At 67.5% G+C, this 17,836-nt stretch carries 19 protein-coding genes; 7 read left to right on the top strand and 12 right to left on the bottom strand.

The features are described 5' to 3' along the window. Positions 1-7 precede the first annotated feature (7 nt). The gene (locus CFB50_RS37105; RefSeq protein WP_034185508.1) at positions 8-175 is read right to left on the bottom strand and encodes a DUF1427 family protein; all 168 of its coding nucleotides are present in this window, start codon (positions 173-175) and stop codon (positions 8-10) included. Between the two features lie 168 nt (positions 176-343). Continuing rightward, complete coding sequence (locus tag CFB50_RS37100) at positions 344-1,030, bottom strand: hydrolase (protein WP_089449340.1); 687 nt, start codon at positions 1,028-1,030, stop codon at positions 344-346. 304 nt (positions 1,031-1,334) lie between these two features. Between CFB50_RS37100 and CFB50_RS37095 the strand changes: the two genes are divergently transcribed. Continuing rightward, positions 1,335-1,613, top strand: coding sequence for a XapX domain-containing protein (locus CFB50_RS37095; RefSeq protein ID WP_089449339.1), 279 nt, complete (start codon positions 1,335-1,337; stop codon positions 1,611-1,613). Positions 1,614-1,770: 157 nt separating this feature from the next. Beyond that, positions 1,771-2,679, top strand: coding sequence for a LysR family transcriptional regulator (locus tag CFB50_RS37090; RefSeq protein ID WP_089449338.1), 909 nt, complete (start codon positions 1,771-1,773; stop codon positions 2,677-2,679). Between the two features lie 154 nt (positions 2,680-2,833). Here the strand turns inward: CFB50_RS37090 and CFB50_RS37085 are convergent, their stop codons facing one another. Both CFB50_RS37085 and CFB50_RS37080 read right to left on the bottom strand, forming a co-directional pair. Then, the gene (locus tag CFB50_RS37085; RefSeq protein ID WP_089449337.1) at positions 2,834-3,571 is read right to left on the bottom strand and encodes a YoaK family protein; all 738 of its coding nucleotides are present in this window, start codon (positions 3,569-3,571) and stop codon (positions 2,834-2,836) included. Next, positions 3,553-3,789 carry a DUF1427 family protein gene (locus CFB50_RS37080; protein WP_089449336.1) on the bottom strand — a complete coding sequence of 79 codons (237 nt, stop codon included), beginning with the start codon at positions 3,787-3,789 and terminating at the stop codon, positions 3,553-3,555. The genes CFB50_RS37085 and CFB50_RS37080 overlap by 19 nt, the downstream gene beginning before the upstream one ends. A 241-nt stretch (positions 3,790-4,030) precedes the next feature. Between CFB50_RS37080 and CFB50_RS37075 the strand changes: the two genes are divergently transcribed. Then, positions 4,031-4,756, top strand: coding sequence for a TetR/AcrR family transcriptional regulator (locus CFB50_RS37075; protein WP_089449335.1), 726 nt, complete (start codon positions 4,031-4,033; stop codon positions 4,754-4,756). A 109-nt stretch (positions 4,757-4,865) separates the two neighbouring features. Next, on the top strand, positions 4,866-6,008 hold the full coding sequence (locus tag CFB50_RS37070; protein ID WP_089449334.1) for an FAD binding domain-containing protein: 1,143 nt from the start codon (positions 4,866-4,868) through the stop codon (positions 6,006-6,008). On the opposite strand, the gene CFB50_RS37065 is transcribed toward CFB50_RS37070, so the two are convergent. The 6 genes from CFB50_RS37065 to CFB50_RS37040 all read right to left on the bottom strand — a co-directional run bounded on the left by CFB50_RS37065 (position 5,936) and on the right by CFB50_RS37040 (position 9,808). Then, on the bottom strand, positions 5,936-6,205 hold the full coding sequence (locus tag CFB50_RS37065) for a hypothetical protein (RefSeq protein WP_089449333.1): 270 nt from the start codon (positions 6,203-6,205) through the stop codon (positions 5,936-5,938). The two genes, CFB50_RS37070 and CFB50_RS37065, sit on opposite strands and share 73 nt — an antisense overlap. Next, on the bottom strand, positions 6,202-6,669 hold the full coding sequence (locus CFB50_RS37060) for a DUF4148 domain-containing protein (RefSeq protein WP_174943875.1): 468 nt from the start codon (positions 6,667-6,669) through the stop codon (positions 6,202-6,204). Before CFB50_RS37060 ends, CFB50_RS37065 begins: the two co-directional genes overlap by 4 nt. Before the next feature lie 173 nt (positions 6,670-6,842). Next, positions 6,843-7,592 (bottom strand): amino acid ABC transporter ATP-binding protein, encoded by a 750-nt coding sequence (locus CFB50_RS37055; RefSeq protein WP_089449332.1) that lies wholly within the window; start codon positions 7,590-7,592, stop codon positions 6,843-6,845. Continuing rightward, complete coding sequence (locus tag CFB50_RS37050; protein WP_089449331.1) at positions 7,579-8,229, bottom strand: amino acid ABC transporter permease; 651 nt, start codon at positions 8,227-8,229, stop codon at positions 7,579-7,581. Before CFB50_RS37050 ends, CFB50_RS37055 begins: the two co-directional genes overlap by 14 nt. Further along, positions 8,226-8,912 (bottom strand): amino acid ABC transporter permease, encoded by a 687-nt coding sequence (locus tag CFB50_RS37045; RefSeq protein WP_069250221.1) that lies wholly within the window; start codon positions 8,910-8,912, stop codon positions 8,226-8,228. Before CFB50_RS37045 ends, CFB50_RS37050 begins: the two co-directional genes overlap by 4 nt. An 89-nt stretch (positions 8,913-9,001) precedes the next feature. After that, positions 9,002-9,808 carry a transporter substrate-binding domain-containing protein gene (locus CFB50_RS37040; protein ID WP_077217166.1) on the bottom strand — a complete coding sequence of 269 codons (807 nt, stop codon included), beginning with the start codon at positions 9,806-9,808 and terminating at the stop codon, positions 9,002-9,004. Positions 9,809-10,276: 468 nt separating this feature from the next. On the opposite strand from CFB50_RS37040, the gene ansP reads away from it, so the two are divergent. Continuing rightward, on the top strand, positions 10,277-11,767 hold the full coding sequence (ansP, locus tag CFB50_RS37035) for an L-asparagine permease (protein WP_069250219.1): 1,491 nt from the start codon (positions 10,277-10,279) through the stop codon (positions 11,765-11,767). Between the two features lie 67 nt (positions 11,768-11,834). On the opposite strand, the gene CFB50_RS37030 is transcribed toward ansP, so the two are convergent. Both CFB50_RS37030 and CFB50_RS37025 read right to left on the bottom strand, forming a co-directional pair. Further along, positions 11,835-12,140 (bottom strand): DUF4148 domain-containing protein, encoded by a 306-nt coding sequence (locus tag CFB50_RS37030; protein ID WP_089449330.1) that lies wholly within the window; start codon positions 12,138-12,140, stop codon positions 11,835-11,837. Between the two features lie 235 nt (positions 12,141-12,375). Beyond that, positions 12,376-12,843, bottom strand: a complete 468-nt coding sequence (locus CFB50_RS37025; RefSeq protein ID WP_089449329.1) for an MEKHLA domain-containing protein — start codon at positions 12,841-12,843, stop codon at positions 12,376-12,378. 269 nt (positions 12,844-13,112) lie between these two features. On the opposite strand from CFB50_RS37025, the gene CFB50_RS37020 reads away from it, so the two are divergent. Together CFB50_RS37020 and CFB50_RS37015 are read left to right on the top strand one after the other, a co-directional pair. Next, the gene (locus CFB50_RS37020) at positions 13,113-16,352 is read left to right on the top strand and encodes an efflux RND transporter permease subunit (RefSeq protein ID WP_089449328.1); all 3,240 of its coding nucleotides are present in this window, start codon (positions 13,113-13,115) and stop codon (positions 16,350-16,352) included. Positions 16,353-16,400: 48 nt separating this feature from the next. Then, positions 16,401-17,810, top strand: a complete 1,410-nt coding sequence (locus CFB50_RS37015; protein ID WP_089449327.1) for an efflux RND transporter periplasmic adaptor subunit — start codon at positions 16,401-16,403, stop codon at positions 17,808-17,810. Positions 17,811-17,836: the final 26 nt, after the last annotated feature.

Below are 17,836 nucleotides of genomic sequence, written 5' to 3'. Positions count from 1 at the left end.
TTGTTGATCAGAAGCCAAAGAGTTGTTTGACGGTAGGTAAGGCTTGCACGCCGATCAGCATGCCGAGCAACCCGACCAGTGCAATCAACGGCGGTGCGGGAGAGCGAACCTTGATGGCGCTGTAAATCACACCGATCAGCACGCCCGCACCAAGGGAAACCAGATAAGGTTCCATGCAATAAATCTCCCGGACAATTTCAAATGCAGCGGCAGCGTTCCGACCCGCATGCCGCGGGCGGCATGCGTGTTTCGGTCACGTCCGCCGCCCGCGGCAATGGCGCCAATGCGACGCGTTCGCATCGAACCCGCCGCACCGGCATCAGCGGTTGCCGGCCGTCTGCGCTTACTTCGCCGGAACGGGCGCAATCGACTCGTGCGGCGTCGCGGTGCGCTGCGGCGCCTTGTGGAGCATCGTGTACGCGTAGTCCACGCCCATCCCGTAGGCGCCCGAATGCTCCTTCGCGATCGCCATCACCGCGTCGTACGTCTCGCGGTGCGCCCAGTCGCGCTGCCATTCGAGCAGGACCTGCTGCCACGTGACCGGCACCACGCCAGCCTGCACCATGCGCTGCATCGCGAAGTCGTGCGCAGCCTGCGTCGTGCCGCCCGATGCGTCGGCGACCATGTAGATTTCGTAGTCGCCTTCCAGCATCGCGCACAGCGCGAACGTCGTATTGCAGACTTCGGTCCACAGGCCCGACACGACGACCTTCTTGCGGCCGTTCGCGGCCAGCGCGTCGCGCACCTTCTGGTCGTCCCACGAGTTCATCGACGTGCGTTCGAGCGTCTTCTGGTTCGGGAACACGTCGAGCAGCTCGGGATAGGTGTGGCCCGAGAAGCTCTCGCTTTCGACCGTCGTGATCGTCGTCGGGATGTTGAAGACCTTCGCGGCCTTCGCGAGCCCGACGACGTTGTTCTTCAGCGCTTGGCGATCGATCGACTGCACGCCGAAGGCCATCTGCGGCTGCTGGTCGATGAAGATCAGCTGGCTGTTGTGCGGGGTAAGTACTTCAAGCTTCGGATTGCTCATGGTGTGATGTCCTTTGACGCGGAGAAAAATGAGACTCGCCCGGCCGACGAATCCGCGATGCGTCCAATGCGCTTGTCGGAAGCGTCGGCAACCGGCCTGCATCATTCAATACGCGAATGGGCGACCACACCAATTAATTGTTCTGATTCTCACCTCTCTTGAAATTCAAGCTGAAAAGATCTGAATTTCGTTGAATGCGCTAACGACGAACGCGCAGACCTGATAGGCTGGCCCAAGACTTTCGGATCGACGCCAGCCCGGTATTTATCCGTATTTTCAACGGCCGTCATTCCATTCCAGACCTATGAAACCGTACATTGCTTCGCTTTTCGCCGGCATCCTCGCCGGCGTCGTTTACGCGCTGATCGGCGTGCAATCGCCGGCGCCGCCCGCCATCGCCCTGGTCGGCCTGCTTGGCATTCTGGCCGGTGAACAGATTCTTCCCGTGGTGCGACGGCTGTTCGACGGCATCCGACTGGGAACCGCATGGCGCGAAGCGAAGTGCAGTCAGCACATGTTCGGCGCGCTGCCCGGCGCACACGCCGACGCTGCCGCGAAGCGCCGCGAATCGACGCCGACGTGACAGGCAGACGTCGAGCGCATACGGCGGCGACCTGACCATCGGCACGCATGCGTGCGTGCCTTGTACGTCGGACGACGAACCGTTGTGAACGGGATTGGATTCAGCGTCGCTCGACGGTCCGACACCGCCTGATGCCCTTGCCGTAGCGAAATTCGCCATGAAGCTGTCTTTCGAAGCACTCGAGGCCCTGGACGCGATCGACCGCACCGGTACGTTTGCCGACGCGGCAGAGCTGGTGCACCGCGTGCCGTCTGCACTGACATACGTCGTACAGAAGCTCGAAAGCGACCTCGGCGTCGCGTTGTTCGATCGCAGCGGCCGTCGCGCGAAGCTCACGCGCGCGGGCCGCGTCGTCGTCGAGGAAGGTCGCCGTCTTCTTCATGCCGCCGAACAGCTTGAACGGAAGGCGCAGCGCGCGCAGCAAGGTTGGGAAACCGAGGTCCGCGTCTGTATCGCCGAGATACTGCCCTTCGACTTGATGTGGCCATACGTCCATGCTTTCTACGCACTTGAAATGGACACGCGACTGCGACTCTCCACCGAAGTGCTCGGCGGCACCTGGGATGCGCTGATCTCGCGGCGGGCGGATCTAATCGTCGGCGCGGCGGGCGAGCCGCCCGAACTGCCGGACATCGTGGCGCAGCCAATTGGCACGCTCCGGCACGTGTTCGCGGTCGCCCCGACCCATCCGCTCGCGGCGCTGCCTGAACCGCTGTCGATGACATCGATCGTCGAGTATCGCGGCGCGGTGATCTCCGACACGTCCCGCGAACTTCAGCCGCAGTCGGTCGCGGTTGACGCTGGCCAACCGTATCTCGCGGTGCCGACGCTCGCTGCGAAACTGGCCGCGCAATGCGAAGGACTCGCGGTGGGTACGCTCCCGGACTGCATCGCGGCGCCCGCGATCGCGCAAGGCAGGCTTGTCGCGCGGGAAGTCACCGGCATGCGCGACACGACCCATTGCTATATCGCGTGGCGTGCCGACGAAGCCGGGCGCGCGCTACGCTGGTGGGTCGAACAGCTCGGTCACCACGACCTCGTCGACCGGTTCACCGCGCGCGCGTGACGCTGCGCTTTCTGCGAACGATCGAGCGGTCTCGCGCTTACCGACCTGCATCAAGCGGTTCTCGAAATCAGCGTTGAAGGCATGAAGAAACGCGGGGCGGCTTCGCCGCCGCCCCGGTCACGCACGTAGCTAACGTCACGTGCGGAATCGGCGTTCAGCGCGATGCGGACGGCTCGCCGGTCCGGCCGGAGCGCCAGGTGAGGAAGGCGAGCGCCGCGAGCGGCAGCGCCAGTGCCCAGAACCCGGCGTACAGGTAGGCGGTCGCGCCGGCGCCCGCGCCGATCGCGAAACCGACAACCGGCGGCAGCGTGCGTCGCAGCCGCGCGCGCGCGGCCTCCCGTTCGGCGGCCGCAGCGATCGGCACGAGCCAGTCGAATGCATCGATGACCGCCTGCGTAACGTTGCCGGTCATCACGGTGTTCGCGACGACGGTGCGTGCGGTCAGCCGGCCGTGCGCATTCTGCACGCCCATTGCCGCCGCGCCGAGCAGCCCGCAGACGATCGTCGCGGGCGCATCGGCGCTGCCGATCGGCGACGCCGCGACGCCCGCGAGCATGAATCCGGCCAGCAGGATCGTCTGCAGCGCGTACAGCGAGCACGCCCGCGGGCCATGCCCGCGCACGCGCATCCGGTGGTCGAGCAGGCGGGCGGCCACGATGCCCGCGATGAATGCCGGAAACGCGAGCCACTTGATCATGAGGCCCTGGCCGACACCGGCGAGGCCCGAGCCGATCAGGATGAAGTTGCCGGTGACGTGCGCGGTAAAGAGCCCGAACAGCGCGACGAAGCCGAGCGTGTCGACGTAGCCGGCGATCGATGCGAGAAACACATCCTCGCCGCGCAGGTGATCGGGGGCCGCCGCGGCCGCTGGCGTTACTTGCGCGGGCTGCATGTCGTGGCTTCCGTGGTTGTGTCGGCGGTGCCCGCATCGCGGACCTGCGCGGCGAGCGCGCGCAATTGCGCGTGCACGAGCGGGATCGCGTGCTCGCGGACGACGAGGCCGATCAGGCGCGCTAGCGCGATCAGCGGCGCCGCGGGCGATTGCACGCGCACGCGGTGGTACAGGAAGCCGACTGCGACGGCGGCTCCCGGCGAGATCAGATAAGGCATGGTCCGTTCCGGTTGCGCCGCGGGCCGCGGCCGACAGGATGGCGCCCGGCCCGTGCGGCGGTTCTGGAGCAAGACTAGGGAATGCCGGCCTGAAAGTCATGGCGGCGACCTGAATTTTCCTGAAAACGCCGAACGGCACACGGCTCGGCACCGCGCCCGCCTGCGTCGCCGGCCGCGCCGGGGCGTGCGTTGCCATCTTTCGATCGACATGGGCAGAATGGCCGCATTCAGGAGCCGACGCATGACCGAAGCCAAGCGCAATGCTGCGCCCCGCCCGCGCGGGACGACCGTCGACGCCACCGCCAGCCCATCGGGACGTCGCCTCACGCCGGAAGCGCGCGAACGGCAGATCGTCGAAAAGGCGGTCGAGCACTTCGCGACCCACGGATTTTCCGGCAGCACGCGCGAGCTCGCGCGGCAAATCGGTGTGACGCAACCGCTGCTCTACCGGTATTTCCCGAGCAAGGAGGCGCTGATCGACCGCGTGTACGACGAGGTCTACACGTGGAATCCCGACTGGGAAAAACTGATCGCCGATCGCTCGGTGCCGCTGCAGCAGCGGCTCGTCGCGTTCTACCGGTCGTATGCGCAGACGATCCTGCGGCGCGAATGGATCCGCACGTTCATCTTCGCGGGCCTGAGCCGCGAGGGTTTCAATACGCGCTACCTGTCACGGCTGCGCGAGCGCGTGTTCCTGCCGGTGCTGCGCGAACTGCGCCACGCATACGACCTCACGGCGCCGGCGTCGGAAGCGCAGCGCAACGCGGAAATCGAACTGATCTGGAGCCTGCACGCGAGCATCTTCTATCTCGGCGTGCGCAAGTGGGTATACGGATTGCCGGTGCCCGACGATCTCGACGCCGAAATCGAACGGCAGGTCGACGCGTTCCTGAACGGCACGCCGGCCGCGCTGCAACGCGTGACATCGGGCTCGTCCGCCACCCCCGCCAAACGCCGCCGAGGTTGAGCGGCGGCGCACGCGGCAAGCATCGCGCTTTCACTCAGGCCGCTTCAGAACGATTCAACCGCTGTGCCCGGCGCTTGCCCTATGCTCGGCAATCATCGGGAGATATCGGATGGAACACGGATCGGGCCGCAAGGCCGTCATCGTCGGCGGGTCGGTCGGCGGGCTGTTCGCCGCGACCGCACTGCGCGCAGCCGGCTGGGACGTAGGCGTATTCGAGCAATCGCCGCACGACCTGGACAGCCGCGGCGGCGGCATCGTGCTGCAGCCGCCGATCGAGCGGGCGTTCGCATTCGGCGCCGTACCGCTGCCGCGCGAGGCCGCCGTCGATTCGATCGACCGGATCTACGTCGATGCGCACGACCGCATCGTGCAACGCTTCACGATGCCGCAAACGCAGACCGCGTGGAACGTGATCTACACGGCGTTGAAGCGCGCGCTGCCGGCCGGCATCGTCCATGCGGGCGACGCGTTCGAGCGATTCGAGCAGGACGGCGAGCGCATCGTCGCGCATTTCGCGAGCGGCCACGCCGAGACGGCCGACCTGCTGATCGGTGCGGACGGCGGCCGCTCGGCGGTGCGTGCACAGTTGATGCCGGACGTGCGGCCGGCGTATGCGGGCTATGTCGCATGGCGCGGGCTCGTCGACGAGCGGGTGCTGCCCGAACAGGTGCTGTCTCTGCTGCGCGAGCGCTTCACGTTTCAGCAAGGCGACGCACACCTGTTCCTCACCTATCTGGTACCCGGTGCGGACGGCGCGATCGAGGCGGGCAAGCGGCGCGTGAACTGGGTCTGGTACCGGCGTCTCGCGTCCGACCAGCTGCGGTCGCTGTTCGTTGCGCGCGACGGCACGCAGCGCGACGGGTCGCTGCCGCCCGGCGCGATGCGCGACGACGACCGCGCGGAACTCGTCAACGCCGGTGGCCGGGTGCTCGCGCCGACGCTCGCCGCGCTCGTCGACGCGACACCCGCACCGTTCGCGCAGGCGATTCAGGATCTCGCGGTCGAACGGATGGCGGTGGGGCGTGCGGTGCTGCTGGGGGACGCCGCATGCCTCGTTCGCCCGCACACGGCGGCCGGTGTCGCAAAAGCGGCGGACGACGCGGTCGGCCTCGCGCAAGCGCTGCGCGAAGTCGGCCACGGCCGCGGGTTCGACGCCGCGCTGGCGGGCTGGGACGCCCGTCAGCGCGCCGCGAGCGCGGTGATCGCCGCGCGCGGCATCGCGCTGGGCGCCCGCCTGATGGGCGCGGCTTGAACATGGCCCGGCCGCGTGTGGGCGGGCCGGCGCAGCGTCTCGCTCGACGGATCGAGCGCGCGCAGCACGCTGGCGCGCCCGCCATCGTCGTCGGGCAGTTGCGGCTGGCCACGCGCGGCCGCCGGCGCGCCATGCGCCGTGAGCAACGCGGCGAGCGCCAGGCCCGCCACGCGCGCCAGTACGGCAGCCGGCTTCATTGCGCGCTCGCCGTTGAAACAGCCGCGCCCGTCCGCACGCTCGCCGTCGCGGTGCGCGGCTCGCCGTGCGCGATCGCATACAGCTCGCGATTGCGCGCGATCGTCTGCGCGCTCGGCGGATAGTCCCAGTTCGGCGTCGGCAGCGTGCCGTCGCGCTCCGCTTGAATCAGGTCGGCGACCACGTCGGCGCGGGTCGGGCCGGACGCCGAAGCCTGCGCGAACGCGGCGGCCGGCCGTGCCGCGACCGATTGCGATGGCTGCGCGGCAACCTTCGCTTCCGCTGCCTGGATGTCTTCGGGATAGTTCGGATCGTTACTGATCGGCCGATAACCGGCCTGTTCGACGCGGACGAGATCGGCACGCACGTCGGCGCGCGTGAGCGCATGGTCGGCGGTTTGCGCAAATGCGGCGATGGGTGCGCTCAGTGCGCAGGAAAGCAGGACTGCACGAATCAGGTTGTTCATGACGTTCACCTCTCAAGATGGCGTGTTCGCGTCCGCAGATCAGGCCGGACTTCCGCTCCGCATCGATGTGATGAAGAGTTGAGTCCATTCTGCGATTCGCGCGCTTTCCGGAAGGTGAGGCTTTGATTACGGTCTTGTCATCTGGTCGCGGCCCGGCCGCACGGCCGTGTCAGTCAGCGCATGGCAGTTTCCGGGTTCCGCACGCTGCCCAGAAACCGCGTCAACTCCACTGTCTGCGGACGCTCGAAGATCTCGTCGGCCGTCCCGCTCTCCCACACGCGCCCCTGGTGCATGAACACGATCCTGTCGCTCACCGCACGCGCGAAGTTCATCTCGTGGGTGACCATGATCAGCGTCATGTCCTCGCGCGCGAGTTGCTCGACGACGCCCAGCACCTCGCCGACGAGCTCGGGATCGAGCGCGGACGTGATTTCGTCGCACAACAGCACGCTCGGCTTCATCGCGAGCGCCCGCGCGATCGCGACGCGCTGCTGCTGGCCGCCCGATAGCTGCTCCGGAAACGCGTCGAACTTGTCGCCGAGGCCGACGCGCTCGAGCATCAGTTCCGCGATCGCGCGCGCCTGCTGGCGGTGCGACTTCTTCACCACCGACTGCGCGAGCATCACGTTCTGTCCGGCGCTCAGGTGCGGAAACAGGTTGTACTGCTGGAACACCATGCCGACCTTCAGCCGCAGCGCACGCAAGTCCGCATGCCGTGCGTCGACGCGTTCGCCGTCGACCGAGATCGTGCCCGCGTCGATGCTCTCGAGCCCGTTGAGCGTGCGCAGCAGCGTGCTCTTGCCCGAGCCGCTGCGGCCGATGATCGACACGACCTGCCCGCGCTCGACGGACAGATCGATGCCCTTGAGCACATGATGGGTGCCGAAGTGCTTTTCGAGACCCCGGGTTTCAACGAGCGGCATGCCATCTCCTTTGCAACGTGCGCGCATAACGGGTAAGCGGATAGCAGAGCGCGAAATAGATCAGCGCGACGAGGCCATACACGACGAACGGCCGGAACGTCGCGTTCGAGATCGCGATACCGACCTTCGTCAGCTCCGTGAAGCCGATGATCGACACGAGCGCCGTATCCTTCACCGCCTGCACGCCGAAGCCGACCGTCGGCGCGATCGCGATGCGCGCGGCCTGCGGCAGGATCACGTGACGCAACTGCTCGACATAACTCATCGCCAGGCTGGCCGACGCCTCCCACTGCCCTTTCGGCATTGCCTCGACACAGCCGCGCCAGATCTCCGCCAGATAGGCGCTGGTGAAGAACGTGAGCCCCGCCGTGGCCGCGACCCACGGCGAAACGTCGAGCCCGACGAGCGGGAGGCCGAAGAACACGATGAACAGTTGCATCAGCAACGGCGTGCCCTGGAACACTTCGATATAGAGCTTTGCGACGCCCCGCAGTGCCGTCGAATTCGACACGCGCATCACGAGCAGCCCGAGGCCGACGAGGCCGCCGGATACGAACGACACGATCGACAGCACGATCGTCCAGCGCGCGGCCAGCAGCAGGTTCGCGAGAATCTGCCCGAACGTGAAATCGGTCATCGCGCACCTCGCACGCGGCGGGAGAACAGGCGGCGGCCCATCGCGCCGAGGGTGGCGCGCATCAGCAGCGCCATCGCCAGATACGCGAGCGCGATCACGAAGTACGTCTCGAACGCGCGGAAGTTGCGCGACTGGATGTAGCTGGCCGCATAGGTCAGGTCGGCCACCGAGATCTGCGACACGACCGCCGAACCGAGCATCGTGATCACGATCTGGCTCGACAGCGCGGGAAACACCTTGGCGAGCGCCTGCGGCAGCACGACGTGGCGCAGCATCTGCGCGCGCGACATCGCCAGCGCGGACGCCGCCTCCAGATGCCCTTTCGGCACGGCGGCCACGCCCGCGCGCACGATCTCGACCGAGTACGCGCCGAGATTGAGCGTCATCGCGAGAATCGCGGCCGTGTATTCGTCGATGTGCACGCCGAGCGCCGGCAAGCCAAAGAAGATGAAGAACAGCTGGACGACGAACGGCGTATTGCGAATCGCCTCGACGTACGCGCCGATCAGCGGGCGCAACCGCACGGCCGCGCGCGCGTCGGCGCTGTACGCGGCCGCGCCGAGCACACCGACGGCCACGCCGAGCACGGTCGCGACCGCGGTCAGCGCGAGCGTGATCGCCGCGCCGCTCGCGAACACGCCGGCGTATTCGGCAAGCTCGCCGAATTGAAGCTGGTAGCTCATGGGGAGGGGATAAATTCGGGTTCGGACAACGACACGCGCCGCGCCGGGCGTCCCGGCCGCGGCGCCGTGTCACGCGACACGGCGATTCGTCACAGCCCGGCCGGCAACGGCTGGCCGAGCCACTTGCGCGACATCTCGCCCAGCGAGCCGTCCTGCTTCGCATGCGCGATCGCATCGTCGATCTTCGCGAGCAGGCGCGGTTCGTTCTTGTTGACGCCGACGAAGCACGGCGAATTCTTGATCACGAACTTGACCTCGGGGCGGCGCGGCGGATTCTTCGCGAGAATCGCCGCCGCGACGATGTTGCCGGCCGCGATCAGTTGTACCTGCCCCGACAGGAACGCCTGGATCGTCGCGTTGTTGTCCTCGAAGCGCTTGATCGTCGCGTTCGGCGCGAGCTGCGACAGCGCGATCTCCTCGAGCGCGCCGCGCGTGGCGCCCACCGTCTTGCCGGTGAGGTCGGCGGGCGCGCTCACCTTCACGTCGGACGGCCCGAACACGCCCTGGAAATACGGCGCGTACGCGCTCGAGAAGTCGATGACCTTCTCGCGCTCCGGGGTCTTGCCGAGCGACGAGATCACCATGTCGACCTTGTTGGTCGTCAGGTACGGAATCCGGTTCGCACTGTTCACCGGCACGAGCTTCAGCTTGACGCCGAGCGACTTGGCAAGGAGTCCTGCCATGTCGATGTCGTAGCCTTGCGGCTGCATGTCCGTGCCGACCGAACCGAACGGCGGATAGTCCTCGGGCACCGCGACGCGCAGCGTGCCGTTTTTCGCGATGGTGTCGAGCGCATCGGCGTGGGCCGGCGCGGCGGCGAACAGCGCGATCACGGGGGCGGCGAGCAGCGCAGCCAGCCAGGTGCGTCGGGGGAACGGTCGGGTCGTCGGGCTCACGGTGAATCTTCCTTGTCTGGTATGTCGTCGGGCAGCGCGCAACCGTTGCGCGGCCGACACCACACCAGCAAAAACCGGGCCATCGCCGGGAAATGCTTGCCACACGGGCACGCGACGGAAATGTCGGCGAACCTTTCGACAAGCCGGATTCCTCATTTCGGTGCATGAACCGGCGCCGTCGGTAACGGTTGCCCTCGCAGCGCGCGCCGACGCACCAAATTACCTATCCGGTTCACCCGGCGCCGCAACCCTATGCATGGATTCGAACAGGCCCAGTCCAAATTTGCATTCCGTTTGTGACCGGAATTACGGCTGAATACGTTCGCGACGTACCGTGCCTTTCGTCACGTCCGACGAATCGCAATCAGGACGGGCGCGCGCGATTCCGCGCGCCACCCCCTGTACCGGTGGTCCCGATCCTCCGCGATCGGGATGAATCCAATCCCATCCGTGCGCGAGGAACCCGTCATGGCATCGATTCCCGACCCGTCGACAACCGGCGAAACCGACAAACGCAGCTGGCTCGAATCGCACGAAGCCGGCTATCACAAGACCCTCGGCAATCGACAGGTGCAGATGATCGCGATCGGTGGAGCCATCGGCACCGGGCTGTTCCTCGGCGCCGGCGCCCGGCTGCAGGCCGCCGGCCCGGCGCTCGCGATCGTCTATCTGGTCTGCGGCGCGTTTTCGTTCCTGATCCTGCGCGCGCTCGGCGAGCTCGTGATGCATCGCCCGAGCAGCGGCAGCTTCGTGTCGTACGCACGCGAATTCCTCGGCGAGAAGGCGTCGTTCGTCGCAGGCTGGATGTACTTCCTGAACTGGGCGATGACCGGCATCGTCGACATCACCGCCGTCGCGCTCTACATGCATTACTGGGCGCCGTTCGCGGCCGTGCCGCAGTGGATCTTCGCGCTCGTCGCGCTGTGCATCGTCGCGACGATGAACCTGATCGGCGTGAAATGGTTCGCGGAGATGGAGTTCTGGTTCGCGCTGATCAAGGTCGCCGCGATCGTGCTGTTTCTCGTGATCGGCGCGGCGATCCTCGGCACGGGCATGCCGGTCGCCGGCCATGGCACCGGCCTGCATCTGATCACCGACAACGGCGGGTTCTTTCCGCACGGACTGATGCCGGCGTTGGTGCTGGTGCAGGGCGTGGTGTTCGCGTTCGCGGGCGTCGAACTGGTCGGCACGGCCGCCGGCGAATGCAAGGATGCGCGCAAGGTGCTGCCGCGCGCGATCAACAACGTGATCTGGCGCATCGCGATTTTCTACGTCGCATCGGTCGTTCTGCTGGTCTGCCTGCTGCCGTGGAGTGCGTACAAGGCCGGCCAGAGCCCGTTCGTCACGTTCTTCGGCGCGCTCGGCGTGCCGGGCATCGGCTCGGTGATGAACCTGGTCGTGCTGACGGCCGCGCTGTCGAGCCTCAATTCCGGCCTGTATTCGACGGGGCGCGTGCTGCGTTCGCTGTCGATGGGCGGCTCGGCCCCTGCGTTCCTCGCGCGGATGAGCGGGCAATCCGTCCCGTACGCGGGCATCCTGGTGACGGTCGCGATCTATGTGGTCGGCGTGCTGCTCAACTATCTCGTGCCGTCGAGCGTGTTCGAGATCGTGCTGAACATCGCGTCGCTCGGCATCATCAGCACATGGGGCTTCATCGTCGTGTGCCAGATGAAGTTCCGCGCCGCGGTCAGGCGCGGCGACGTGGAAGACGTATCGTTCAGGATGCCTGGCGCGCCCGTGACGTCGTGGCTCACGCTGCTGTTCCTGCTCGGCGTGCTGGTGTTGATGGCATTCGACTACCCGAACGGGACATGGACGATCGCATCGATCCCGCTGGTCGCGCTGCTGCTCGTGGCCGGCTGGAAGTGGCTGAGCCGTCGCGCGCGCCGTGCGTTGCTCAAGCCGACGATTCCGTCGATCGCGCTCACGCAGAACGTGCTCGAGAAGGGCGAGAACTGACTCGCTACGGCATGCGTGCCGTTGGGCGATCCGCCGTCCGGCCGCGGACGGCGGTCGCCAACCATGCTCAGTGATGGTCGTACAGCTGGTGCTCGTCGAGCGACGCGAGCGATTGCGCATCGGTGCTTTTTGCAGCGACGCTCGGTGCGGCGGCCGATTGCGCTTGCTGCGCGGCGACCTTCGCCTCGGCGGCCTGGATGTCCTCGGGATAGTACGGATCGCTGCCGACCGAACGATAACCGGCCTTTTCGACGCGGACGAGATCGGCGCGCACGTCGGCGCGTGTGAGCGCATGGTCGGTGGTTTGCGCAAATGCGACGATCGGCGCGCTCAGTGCGCAGGAAATCAAGACTGCACGAATCAGGTTGTTCATGACGTTCACCTCTCAAGTTGGCGTATTCGCGTCCGCAGATCAGGCCGGACATCCACTCCGCATCGATGCGATGAAGAGTTGAGTCCATTCTGCGATTCGCACGCTTTCCTGAAGGTGAGGCTTCGATTACGGTTTTGTTATCCGGCCGCCCGCGCCCGTCGTGGGCGGGCCGCCCCGGTTCGCCGGACACGGCGCGGGCCCGCAACGCGACGCGCATGCCGGTCGATCGTCGCGTTCATGCGGGCGCGTCGAGCGGCCGTACTTCCGGAATCATCGCGGCCTGGCCGTGCACGATTCCGTCCGCGTCCATGAGCTGCCACACGGTCGCGCGCTCGATCCAGAACCGCTTGCCGGACTTCGTCACCCGCACGCCGCGGTATTCGGACACGAAGCCATCGCGCATCACCTTGTCGAGAAACACCTGGCGCTCGTGTCGCTCCATCGGCTCCGCCGACAGACGGGACGGCAACGCCGTCAGTTCATCCCAGTCGTATTCGAAAATCGCCTGCGCGCGCCTGTTGCCGTACACGAACACCGGATCGGCCGACGTGTCGTGCGCAAGAATGCCGAACGGCGCCGTCTCGTACAGCCACGCGGCGCCGTCGGATGCGCTCATGCCGTCGGGCACGAGCGGGCGGTTCACGAGCCGGCGATACGAGTCGGCAAGAAGGCGGAAGAAGTTTGCATCGGTGCGCAACGACATCGGTCTGGCTCCTGAAATCGGCGAGATACGCGAATGAGCGAAGGTTTGCCGCCGGACATTATAGGGACGAAGCGGCGCACCGCCGTCGGCGGCGACGGCTCGGCCAGCCCGCATCGCACTGCGCGGCCCGCCGCACGGCCGATGCCGCCGCGCCCGCACAGATAACAGCTTCGTAATCTTCGAGTCAGGGTCGGGTCAACGCCGCGCCGGCAGACTGCGTGCTCATCGCATCGAATGCGCGTCCATTCCCTGCTTCGAGGAGCACCATCATGTGGATCGTCCGGCTGGCGTTACGCAGGCCCTACACGTTCGTCGTACTCGCGCTGCTGATCTTCATCGCGGGGCCGCTCGCGCTGCTGCGCACCCCCACCGACATCTTCCCGAGCATCGACATTCCGGTCGTCAGCATCGTGTGGTCATACAACGGCTTCTCCGCCGAAGACATGGCCAAGCGCATCACGTCGAACTACGAACGCGCGCTCACGTCGGACGTCGACGACATCGAGCACATCGAATCGCAGTCGCTGAACGGCGTGTCGGTCGTGAAGATCTTCTTCCACCCCGGCGCCGACATCAATCGCGCGATCGCGGAAGCCGCGAGCAATGCCGCGTCGATCCTGCGCATCCTGCCGCCCGGCACGCTGCCGCCGAACATCATCACGTACAACGCATCGACGGTGCCGATCCTGCAGCTCGGGCTGTCGAGCAACACGCTCGCCGAGCAGCAACTGTACGACCTCGGCAACAGCTTCATCCGCACGCAGCTCGCGACCGTCCAGGGCGCGGCCGTGCCGTTGCCGTTCGGCGGCAAGATCCGCCAGATCGTCGTCGATCTCGACACGCGTGCGCTGCAGGCGAAGGGGCTCGCGCCGATCGACGTGGTGAACGCGATCAACGCGCAGAATCTGATCCTGCCCGGCGGCACCGCGAAGATCGGCACGCACGAGTACGACGTGCAGATGAACGGCAGCACGCAGACGGTGGCCGCGCTGAACGACCTGCCGGTGAAGACGATCGGCGGCAATGTCGTCTATGTGCGCGACGTCGCTCACGTGCGTGACGGCTACGCGCCGCAGACCAACATCGTGCGGGTGGACGGCAAACGCGCGGCGCTGCTGACCGTCGAGAAAACGGGCAGCGCGTCGACGCTGACGATCATCGACCAGGTGAAGGCGATGCTGCCGAAGATTGCGGCCGGGCTGCCGAAGGCGCTGCATATTTCGCCGCTCGACGATCAATCGGTGTTCGTGAAGGCGGCGGTCCAGGGTGTCGTGCGCGAAGCGCTGATCGCCGCATGCCTGACCGCGCTGATGATCCTGCTGTTCCTCGGCAGCTGGCGCGCGACGCTGATCATCGCGGTATCGATTCCGCTCGCGGTGCTCACGTCGCTGCTCGCGCTGGCCGCCCTCGGCCAGACCATCAACATCATGACGCTCGGCGGGCTTGCGCTCGCGGTCGGGATCCTGGTGGACGACGCAACCGTCGCGATCGAGAACATCACGCATCATCTTGAACTGGGCGCGCCGCTCGAGGACGCGATCCTGACCGGCGCGGGCGAGATCGCGGTACCGACCTTCGTGTCGACGCTGTCGATCTGCATCGTGTTCGTGCCGATGTTCCTGCTCACCGGCGTCGCACGCTACCTGTTCGTGCCGCTGGCCGAAGCGGTGATCTTCGCGATGATCGCGTCGTACTTCTTCTCGCGCACGCTGGTGCCGACGCTCGCGATGGCGCTGATGCGCGCGAAGGGCCACGGCCGGCCGCCGCGCGGCGTGTTCGCCCACCTCGCGCGCTTCCAGGCCGCGTTCGAACATCGCTTCGAGGCCGTCCGGCTGCGCTATCGCGCGCTGCTCGCCGCGGCGATCGCCCGGCGCCGCCGCTTCGCCGCCGCGTTCCTGCTCGCCTGCGGCGCATCGACCGGCCTGTTCGCGTTCGCCGGCCAGGACTTCTTTCCATCGGTCGATACCGGCGAGATCCGCCTGCACCTGCGCGCGCCGACCGGCACGCGGATCGAGGAAACCGCACGGCTTACCGACGAAGTGGAAGCGAAGATCCGCGGCGTGATCCCGGCGGACCAGCTCGCAGGTGTGCTCGACAACATCGGGGTGCCCGTGAGCGGGATCAACCTCACGTACGACTCGTCCGATCCGATCGGCACCGGGGACGCCGACGTGCTGATCACGCTGAAGCCGAACCATGCATCCACGGCCGCGTACGTCGCGAAGCTGCGCATCGTGCTCGCGCAGGCGTTCCCCGGCGTGACGTTCGCGTTCCTGCCGGCCGACATCGTCAGCCAGATCCTCAATTTCGGGCTGCCCGCGCCGATCGACATCCAGATCGTCGGCAACAAGCTCGACCAGAACCGCGCGGTCGCGAACGCGCTGCTCGCGAAGCTGCGCGGCGTGCGCGGGCTCGTCGACGCGCGCATCCAGCAACCCGGCGACGAACCGGCGATCGACGTGAACGTCGACCGCACGAAGGCGATCCTGGCCGGGCTGCAGCAGCGCGACGTCGCGCAGAACCTGCTGATCGCGCTGTCCGGCAGCTCGCAGACCACGCCGAACTTCTGGCTCGATCCGCGCAACGGCGTCAGCTACCCGGTGCTCGTGCAGACGCCGCAGTACACGGTGAATTCGCTGCAGGCGCTCGCGAACGTGCCGCTGCCCGCCGGCACCGCCCGCGCGCCGCAGACGCCGGCCGGCGGCCCGGCGGCCGGCGCACCCGCGCAGAACCTGCTCGGCACGCTCGGCAGCTTCTCGCGCACGACGCAGCAGGCGGTCGTGTCGCACTACAACGTGCAGCCGGTGCTCGACCTCTTCGCGTCGGTGCAGGGGCGCGACCTCGGCGGCGTCACCGCCGACGTGACGAAGCTCGTCGACGCGGCCCGCGCGCAACTGCCGCCCGGCTCGTCGATCGTGCTGCGCGGCCAGGTGCAGGCGATGCACGAATCGTTCACCGGACTGCTCGGCGGCCTCGTACTCGCGATCGCGCTCGTCTACCTGCTGATGGTCGTCAATTTCCAGTCGTGGCTCGACCCGCTCGTGATCGTCGGCGGCCTGCCCGCATCGCTCGCCGGCATCGCGTGGATGCTGTTCGTCACGCGCACGACGCTGTCCGTGCCCGCGCTGACGGGCACGATCCTGTGCATCGGCATCGCGACCGCGAACAGCATCCTCGTCGTGAACACGGCGCGCGAACTGCTCGCCGGCGGCGCGCCGCCGTGGCAGGCCGCGCTGGACGCCGGGTTCAGCCGCTTCCGCCCGGTGCTGATGACCGCGCTCGCGATGCTGATCGGGATGCTGCCGATGGCGCTCGGCCTCGGCGACGGCGGCGAGCAGAACGCGCCGCTCGGCCGCGCGGTGATCGGCGGGCTCGCGTTCGGCACGGTGTCGACGCTGCTGTTCGTGCCGGTCGTGTTCGGCTTCGTCCACGCGTGGCTCGACCGGCGTCGCGAGGCCGCGGCCGCACGGCGCGCGCAGCACACCTCCGATACGCCGGCGCTGGGCTGATCGCGCCGCCGCCCTTTCATCCGATTCGTCCAACCTCGAACCCCCATCATGAACGACTCGATCGAACCCCTCGCCCCGCCGGCCGCCGACGCGGCTCACCCTGCCGGAAGCGCGGTCGAAAGCGCGGCCGGACCACACAGCTCCCGCGATGCGGCACCCGGCGCGCCGCACCGCCGGGGCGCCCGCCGACTGGCCGTGCCGCTCGCGGCCGTCGCGCTCGCCGCCGCGCTGCTCGCGATCGGCATCGTGCCGCGCATCGATGCGCGCGCCGCGCAGCGCGCGCAGGTGGCCGCGCAGCAAGCGCTGCCGGTATCGGTGATCGCGCCCGGCACCGCGCCCGCCGACCAGACGCTGACGCTGCCCGGTTCGGTGATGCCGTTCGCGGAAGCGTCGATCTATGCGCGCACCAGCGGCTACATCGCGCACTGGAGCGCGGATCTCGGCACGCACGTGAAGGCCGGCCAGACGCTCGCGCAGATCGCCGCGCCCGATCTCGATGCGCAGTTGCGCCAGGCGCGCGCCGACGCGGCAACCGCGCAGGCGAACTACGACTATGCGAAATCAACCGCGCAGCGCTGGCAGGACATGCTGAAGTCGCAATCGGTGTCGCAGCAGGACACGGACACGAAGGTGGCGGACATGAACGCGAAGCGTGCGATGCTCGCGTCCGCGCAGGCGAACGTCGCGCGCCTGAGCGAGCTGGTGTCGTATGAAGCGGTCAGCGCGCCGTTCGACGGCGTGATCACCGCCCGCAACGTCGACGTCGGCACGCTCGTCACCGCGGGCGGCACGCCGGGCAGTCCGGGCCTGTCCGGCGAACTGTTCCATCTGGAGCAAACCGGCACGCTGCGCGTGTTCGTCGACGTGCCGCAGGACAGCGCAGCCGACGTATCGACCGGCACGCCTGTCTACCTGACCACGCAGCAGTATCCGGGGCGGCACTTCGCCGCGCGCGTCGCACGCACGGCAGGCGCGATCGATCCGGTCACGCGCACGCTGCGCGTCGAAATCGACGTCGACAACGCCGACGGTGCGCTGCTGCCCGGCGCGTATGCGCAGGCGCACCTCGTCGTCGCGAGCGCCGCGCCCGCGTTCGAGCTGCCCGTCAGCGCGCTGCTGTTCCGGCCGGACGGCGTGACGGTGGCGACCGTCGCCGCGAACGGACGCACCGCGCTCAAGCGCGTACAGATCGGGCGCGATTTCGGCACACGCGTCGAGATCGTTTCGGGGCTCGCGGCAGGCGATCGCGTGATCGACAACCCGGGCGATGCGATCACGGCCGGCGAAGTCGTGAAAATCGTGTCGATTGCGCACGATGCGGCACCGGTTGCCGTTTCGTCCACGCAAAGCGCGCAACCCGCGAGCGGTGCGGGCGGCGTGCCGCCGATACGCGCGAGCGGCACAGCATCGGCCGCACCGGCCGCATCGACGCCGGCCTCGGCGCCCGCACGCGGCTGACCTATCGAAGACCCCTGACGAGATAT

The sequence above is a fragment of the Burkholderia sp. AU33423 genome, assembly GCF_002223135.1.
GTDB classification, from domain to species: Bacteria; Pseudomonadota; Gammaproteobacteria; order Burkholderiales; family Burkholderiaceae; genus Burkholderia; species Burkholderia lata_D.
This window is presented reverse-complemented; position numbering and strand designations above follow the sequence as displayed.